Origin of the sequence: Amycolatopsis palatopharyngis (genome assembly GCF_003385185.1) — a bacterium.
Taxonomy (GTDB): Bacteria; Actinomycetota; Actinomycetes; order Mycobacteriales; family Pseudonocardiaceae; genus Amycolatopsis; species Amycolatopsis palatopharyngis.
In genome coordinates this window covers 1-5,250 of record NZ_PQHZ01000110.1, presented here as the reverse complement: position 1 = coordinate 5,250, position 5,250 = coordinate 1, and the positions used below count along the sequence as shown (strand labels likewise).

Genomic DNA, 5,250 nt, shown 5'->3' with positions numbered 1-5,250 from the left:
GACCACGCCCTCCCCACCCCAGCGGGCTCGGATCCCACCGACTCCGGCACGGTGGATTCTGGCGTGGTGGATGCTGGTGCGGAACCGGCCGACGCCGCCGCGTCGCAGACGCCAGGGTCGTGGATGTTCCTGAGCAACCACGCCCACGTGCTGCTCTGCCTGGCCGCCGACCCGCACCAGACCCTGCCCGTCATCGCCCAGAAGGTCGGCATCACCACCCGCGCCGTCCAGCTCATCCTCACCGACCTCATCCAGGGCGGCTACATCGAGCGCACCAAAGTCGGCCGCCGCAACCACTACCGCATCAACCCCGACGGCCATCTGCGCCACCCGCTGGAAGCCCACCACCGCATCGCCGACCTCATCACCGCCGTCGGTCCCGCCACCCCTGACGATGCTCGTGATGCTTCGGCTGACGGCGCCTCGACTCCTCCGCGTCGTCGCCGCACCGGATAACTCGCCACCCTTGGTAAACGAACCACAGTTCGTCATTCTCGACGTTGAGGGGGAGTACCTCAACGACCAAGCCCCGCGTCGTCAACACGATCTGGCCGACCCGGATCCGGCGCAGGCACCCGCCGCCCCACCGCGCGGGTCCAGGAAACCTCACGCCACCGACGCCAGCACCACCAAGCACGCCCTGGCAAGGGCTACGTGGCGTGGCCGGGCGGTGTGCGGACAGGACCTCGCGACGACCAGCGCCCCTCTCGCTTCGCACCCCACACTGACACGCCACCCGGGACGGCGTGTGTTCATCGTGGCGGGCGGGGCGGCACCAACGCTGCGCAGGTGATGACCAACGCCAGCAGAATGAGTGCCGTGACAGCGATGTCGATGAGGAATCCGGTGAGCATGGTGAACATGGTCAGTCCTTCTCAATCACGTGCTGCTCGGCTCGGCGGCGGGTGCGCAGGCTCGCCGCGATGACGACGGCGAGGATGGCCACGATGACAGCGAGGGAGACCGGCGTGGGGATCTGCGGGGTGGCCGGCCAGATTCCGTGGGCCCAGTGCAACACCAGTTTCAGACCGATGAACGCGAGAATGACCGCCAGGCCGTGGTTGAGATAGACGAGCTTGGCCAGCGTGGCGTGGAGCACGAAGTAGAGCGCGCGCAGGCCGAGCAGCGCGAAGGCGTTGGTGGCGAATACCAGGTAGGGGTCCGCGGTGATGCCGTAGACCGCGGGGACCGAGTCCACGGCGAACACCACGTCGGTCACGAACACCGCGGCGACCACCACCGCAAGCGGCGTGAGCGCGCGTCGTCCGTGCTCCCGTACGGTCAGCCGGGTGCCTCGGTAGTCGTCGGTGACGGGCATGAACCTGCGGAGCAGTCGCACGATACGCATCTGGGATACGTCGCGGCCCGCGAAGGCCGAACCGGTGTGCACCTCGTGCAGGATCTTGCCCGCGGACACGAGCAGGATCAGGCCGAAGAGGAGGAACGCCCAGGTGCCTGCCTGCAGCAGCGCCGCGCCCGCCGCGATGAAGATGCCCCGCAGGACCAGGGCACCGGCGATGCCGTACAGCAGCACCCGTTGCTGAATGGGGGACGGGACCGCGAACCCGGCCAGGATCAGCATGAACACGAACAGGTTGTCCACCGACAGTGACTTCTCCACCACGAAGCCGGTGATGAACTCCAGTGCCGGCCCGCTGTCGAACACCGCCCACAGCCAGATCCCGAACAGGACGGGCAGCGTGAGATAGAACACCGACCAGCCAATCGCTTCCCGTATCGACACCTCGTGGGGACGGCGGGTGACGGCGAAATCGGTGACGAGGAGGCCGAGTATTACGGCGATGCTGGCGACCCACAACCAGGGCGACCCGATCGACGAGGACCCCACCGAGTCGGCGGGCGCGGCCACGGACAGAGACGACACCACGGGATGAAAGGGCACGAAGACCTCCGCGCACGGACGACGTTCGAGGTCTCCTTCACCCTGGTGAGGGCGGTCGCCCGGGGACACCATGGGGTGTCCGTATTGACCAGGCAGACACTTAGGGAAGTACTCCCCTCTGCACGCAGTGTCACTGGCCGGAATGTGGCTGTCAAGGTTGATCGGGGGTGGATCTAGGATCGGTGGCGTGAGGCGCGCCGGGGTATGGCAGTGGCTGGACGGTCACGTCGACCATGAGCGGGGGGTGGGGGTCGCTGCTGGTGGGGTGGTGTCGCAGGCCCCGACGACCGTGGTCATCGAGCGGCTGCTGCGCACGCTCGGCCGGCCCGAGCAGCGGGTGCCGGTGATCCTGGTGGCCGGCACCAACGGCAAGAGCACGACCGCCCGGATCCTGGCCGCGGTGCTGGCGGGCAGTGGACTGCGGGTCGGGTTGTACACCAGTCCTCATCTGCACCGGCCGCAGGAGCGGATCACCATCGATGGTGTCACGATCACCGACGACGAGTTGGCGGCGGTGCTCGACCCGCTGGTGGCGGACGAGCGCACCGCGTCAGAGCTGGGGCGGCCCAGTTGGTTCGAATTGATGACCGCGGCCGCGGTGGGCTGGTTCGCCGACCAACGTGTTGATGTCGCGGTGGTCGAGACCGGTCTGGGTGGCAGCGGCGACGCGACCGCCGCGCTCGGCGCCGGCCTGGTGGTGGTCACGTCGGTGGGCGTCGACCACGTCGAGTACTTCGGTGACACGCGGTGGGACAACGCCGTGGCTGAGGCTGGCGCGGTTCCTGAGGGCGCGACCGTGGTGCTAGCCGAAGCGGACCCGGCCATGCACCCGCCGTTCCTGGGCCGCCGCCCCTCGCGCGTGGTGACCGTGGATCGTGACTTCGGCGTGGCCGCCGACGCGCCGGTCGCGGATGGCCGGACGGTGTCGCTGTTCACGCCCGGGGCGACTTATGACGACGTTTTCCTGCGTCTGCTGGCACCGTGGCAGGCGGCGAACGCGGCGACGGCGTTGGCCGCCGCCGAGGTGTGGCTGGCCCGGCCGGTGGCCGACCAGGTGGTGCGGGCGGTCTGCGGGGCGCTGCGGGCTTCGGGCCGCTTTGAGCTTGTCCACACCCCCGGCCCTGTGCTGATGGACGGCGCCCACAACGAGGAAGCGGCCACCGCGCTGGCACGGGCGCTGCGGGAGCGGTTCGACGGCGTCTCCCGCACCGTGGTGGTCGGTATGACCGGGACCCGCGCGCCGGAGGCGTTTCTGAGTGCCCTGGGGGTCGGGGCTGGTGACTGGGTGATCTGCACCTCGCCCCGGACACCGCGAGCGGTGCCGCTCGCCAGGCTCGCCGCCGCCGCGCGGGCGGTGGGCGCAGGATCGGTCGCGGTCGAGGCGGATGTGGGTGATGCGGTGCGCCGCGCGGCGGCGGCGAATGATAGCACGCTCACGGTAGTTACCGGGTCGCTCTATGTGATCGGCGAGGCGCTGCCCGTCGTGCGAGCGCTGGTGACGTGACCACCCGTGCTGCCCGGGCTGAGCGCCGCGCGTGCTGATCGGGAAGAGAGGGTACGAGATCCGGTCTCGAAATGGGTCCGGCGGCGCGGGGGCAACGGTGATCGCGCGAGCCGGTGGTGTGTCAGACTGCAGTGGTGAGGGGTGAACGGGTGATGTCGGATCAACCAGGCATCGCGCCTGAGCGCGTGGGACTCGATGTGGAACGCGCTGCTGGCACCCTGCGCGCGGGTGGGCTGGTCGCGTTCCCGACCGAGACCGTGTACGGGCTCGGCGCGGACGCGGAGAACGTCGACGCGGTGGAGCGTGTCTTCGCCGTGAAGGGGCGGCCCTCGACGCACCCGCTGATCGTGCACCTCAGCGGGGCGCGTCAGCTCCCCGACTGGGTCGCGGAGGTGCCCGACGCGGCGCGCCGCGTCGCTGACCGTTTCTGGCCTGGCCCGGTGACCCTGGTTCTTCGTCGGGGCCGCCGTGTTCCCCGCGCGGTCACCGGCGGTCTGGAGACGGTCGCGCTGCGGGTGCCCGACCATCCGGTCGCCCGCGCGCTGCTCACGGCGTTCGGTGGCGGTGTGGCGGCGCCATCGGCCAACCGTTTCGGCTCGGTCAGTCCCACGGCGGCTGCTCATGTTGGCGACGGGTTGGGCGCCGACGTCGACTACGTGCTGGACGGCGGCCCCTGTGCGGTGGGTGTCGAGTCCACGATCGTCGACCTCACCGGCGCACCTGCGATACTGCGCCCAGGCGGCGTGACACGAGAGGATCTTGAGCGCGCACTGGGTTGCTCCGTGCCGGTGCGGGCGAGGAGTGCCGTACGCGTTCCGGGCCAGCATCCGTCGCACTACGCGCCGAGGGCACGGGTTGTCCTGGTCGAGCCGGGCCAGGTGATCGGCCACGCCGAGTACCTGGCAGCGCAGGGCCGGCGCGTCGGCGTCCTGCTGCCGCCCGAGTTCGCGGGCGGTGCCGGTGCGTGTGCCGGGCAGCGCGTTATCGCGGTGCCGGACTCGGGTGCGCGGTACGCGCGGCGGCTTTTCGAGTTCCTCCGTGACTTCGACCGGCATGAGTGCGAGGTCGTGGTGGCCTCGGTTCCTACCCCGGACGGGCTCGGATTGGCGATCGCGGATCGGCTCCGCCGAGCGGCCGGGTCGCGCAGCCAGACGGCCGCGACTCCGGGCTGCTCAGCGGTTGCTGAGCGCGGCGACGAGGTGTTCGAGGTGGGCGGCGCGGGATGCTTTGATCAGGACGAGATCGTCGGGACGAAGGATTCGACTTAGCACGTCGTGGGCGGCCTGGCTGTCGGGAACGGCGATGATGTCGAGGGTGCTGTGCTCGGTGTCGGCCGCGTCGGCGATCAGAGGCGCGGTCCGGGTGCCGATGGTGATCAGGACGTCGAGGCCGGCGCGTGCGGCGAGCACGCCGAGGTGGTGGTGGGCGCCAGCGGCGTGGTCGCCGAGGTCGGCCATCTCGCCGAGGACGGCGATCCGGCGGCGGGCGGACATGGTGCTCAGGGTGGTCAGCGCGGCGGCCATGGAGTCGGGGTTGGCGTTGTAGGCGTCGTGGAGGAGCGTGACCCCGTCGCCCCGCACGATGGTTTGCATGCGCCCGCCGCTGGCGGGTTCAGCGGCGCTCAGGGCATCGGCGATGGTGTGGTGGTCAAGGCCGAGGCCGAGGGCGAGGGCGGCGACGGCGAGGGCGTTGCCGACGTGGTGCCGGCCGGTCAGGCGGAGCGTGACGGGTGCCGTGCCCTCGGGAGTGTGCAGGGTGAAGCACGCCCGGCCGCGCGGCGTGACGTGCACATCTCGGGCGTATACGCCGTTGGGGTGGGGGCGCTGGCTCCACCAGCGGGTGC

5 protein-coding genes are annotated in these 5,250 nt (G+C 70.5%); 3 read left to right on the top strand and 2 right to left on the bottom strand.

Annotated features, from left to right (window positions below; translation table 11 throughout):
• Positions 1-456, top strand: a 456-nt coding sequence (locus tag D0C15_RS33675; protein WP_245976529.1) for a helix-turn-helix transcriptional regulator, incomplete at its 5' end; no start/stop codon positions are given.
• A gap of 409 nt (positions 457-865) precedes the next feature.
• Here D0C15_RS33675 and D0C15_RS33670 read toward each other — a convergent pair.
• Positions 866-1,876 carry a TerC/Alx family metal homeostasis membrane protein gene (locus tag D0C15_RS33670; protein WP_225950578.1) on the bottom strand — a complete coding sequence of 337 codons (1,011 nt, stop codon included), beginning with the start codon at positions 1,874-1,876 and terminating at the stop codon, positions 866-868.
• Positions 1,877-2,090: 214 nt separating this feature from the next.
• On the opposite strand from D0C15_RS33670, the gene D0C15_RS33665 reads away from it, so the two are divergent.
• On the top strand, positions 2,091-3,407 hold the full coding sequence (locus tag D0C15_RS33665) for a bifunctional folylpolyglutamate synthase/dihydrofolate synthase (protein WP_005456777.1): 1,317 nt from the start codon (positions 2,091-2,093) through the stop codon (positions 3,405-3,407).
• A 152-nt stretch (positions 3,408-3,559) separates the two neighbouring features.
• Entirely contained in the window at positions 3,560-4,675 is a 1,116-nt protein-coding gene (locus D0C15_RS33660; RefSeq protein ID WP_005456778.1) for an L-threonylcarbamoyladenylate synthase, read from the top strand.
• Here the strand turns inward: D0C15_RS33660 and D0C15_RS33655 are convergent.
• A partial coding sequence (locus D0C15_RS33655; protein WP_281270755.1) for a glutamate ligase domain-containing protein occupies positions 4,580-5,250 on the bottom strand: 671 nt, incomplete at its 5' end. The genes D0C15_RS33660 and D0C15_RS33655 overlap by 96 nt on opposite strands.

Bases quoted from the DNA above. Each gene is read 5' to 3' on its own strand.
- D0C15_RS33660 (WP_005456778.1), top strand. From the start codon at position 3,560: ATGTCGGATCAACCAGGCATCGCGCCTGAGCGCGTGGGACTCGATGTG.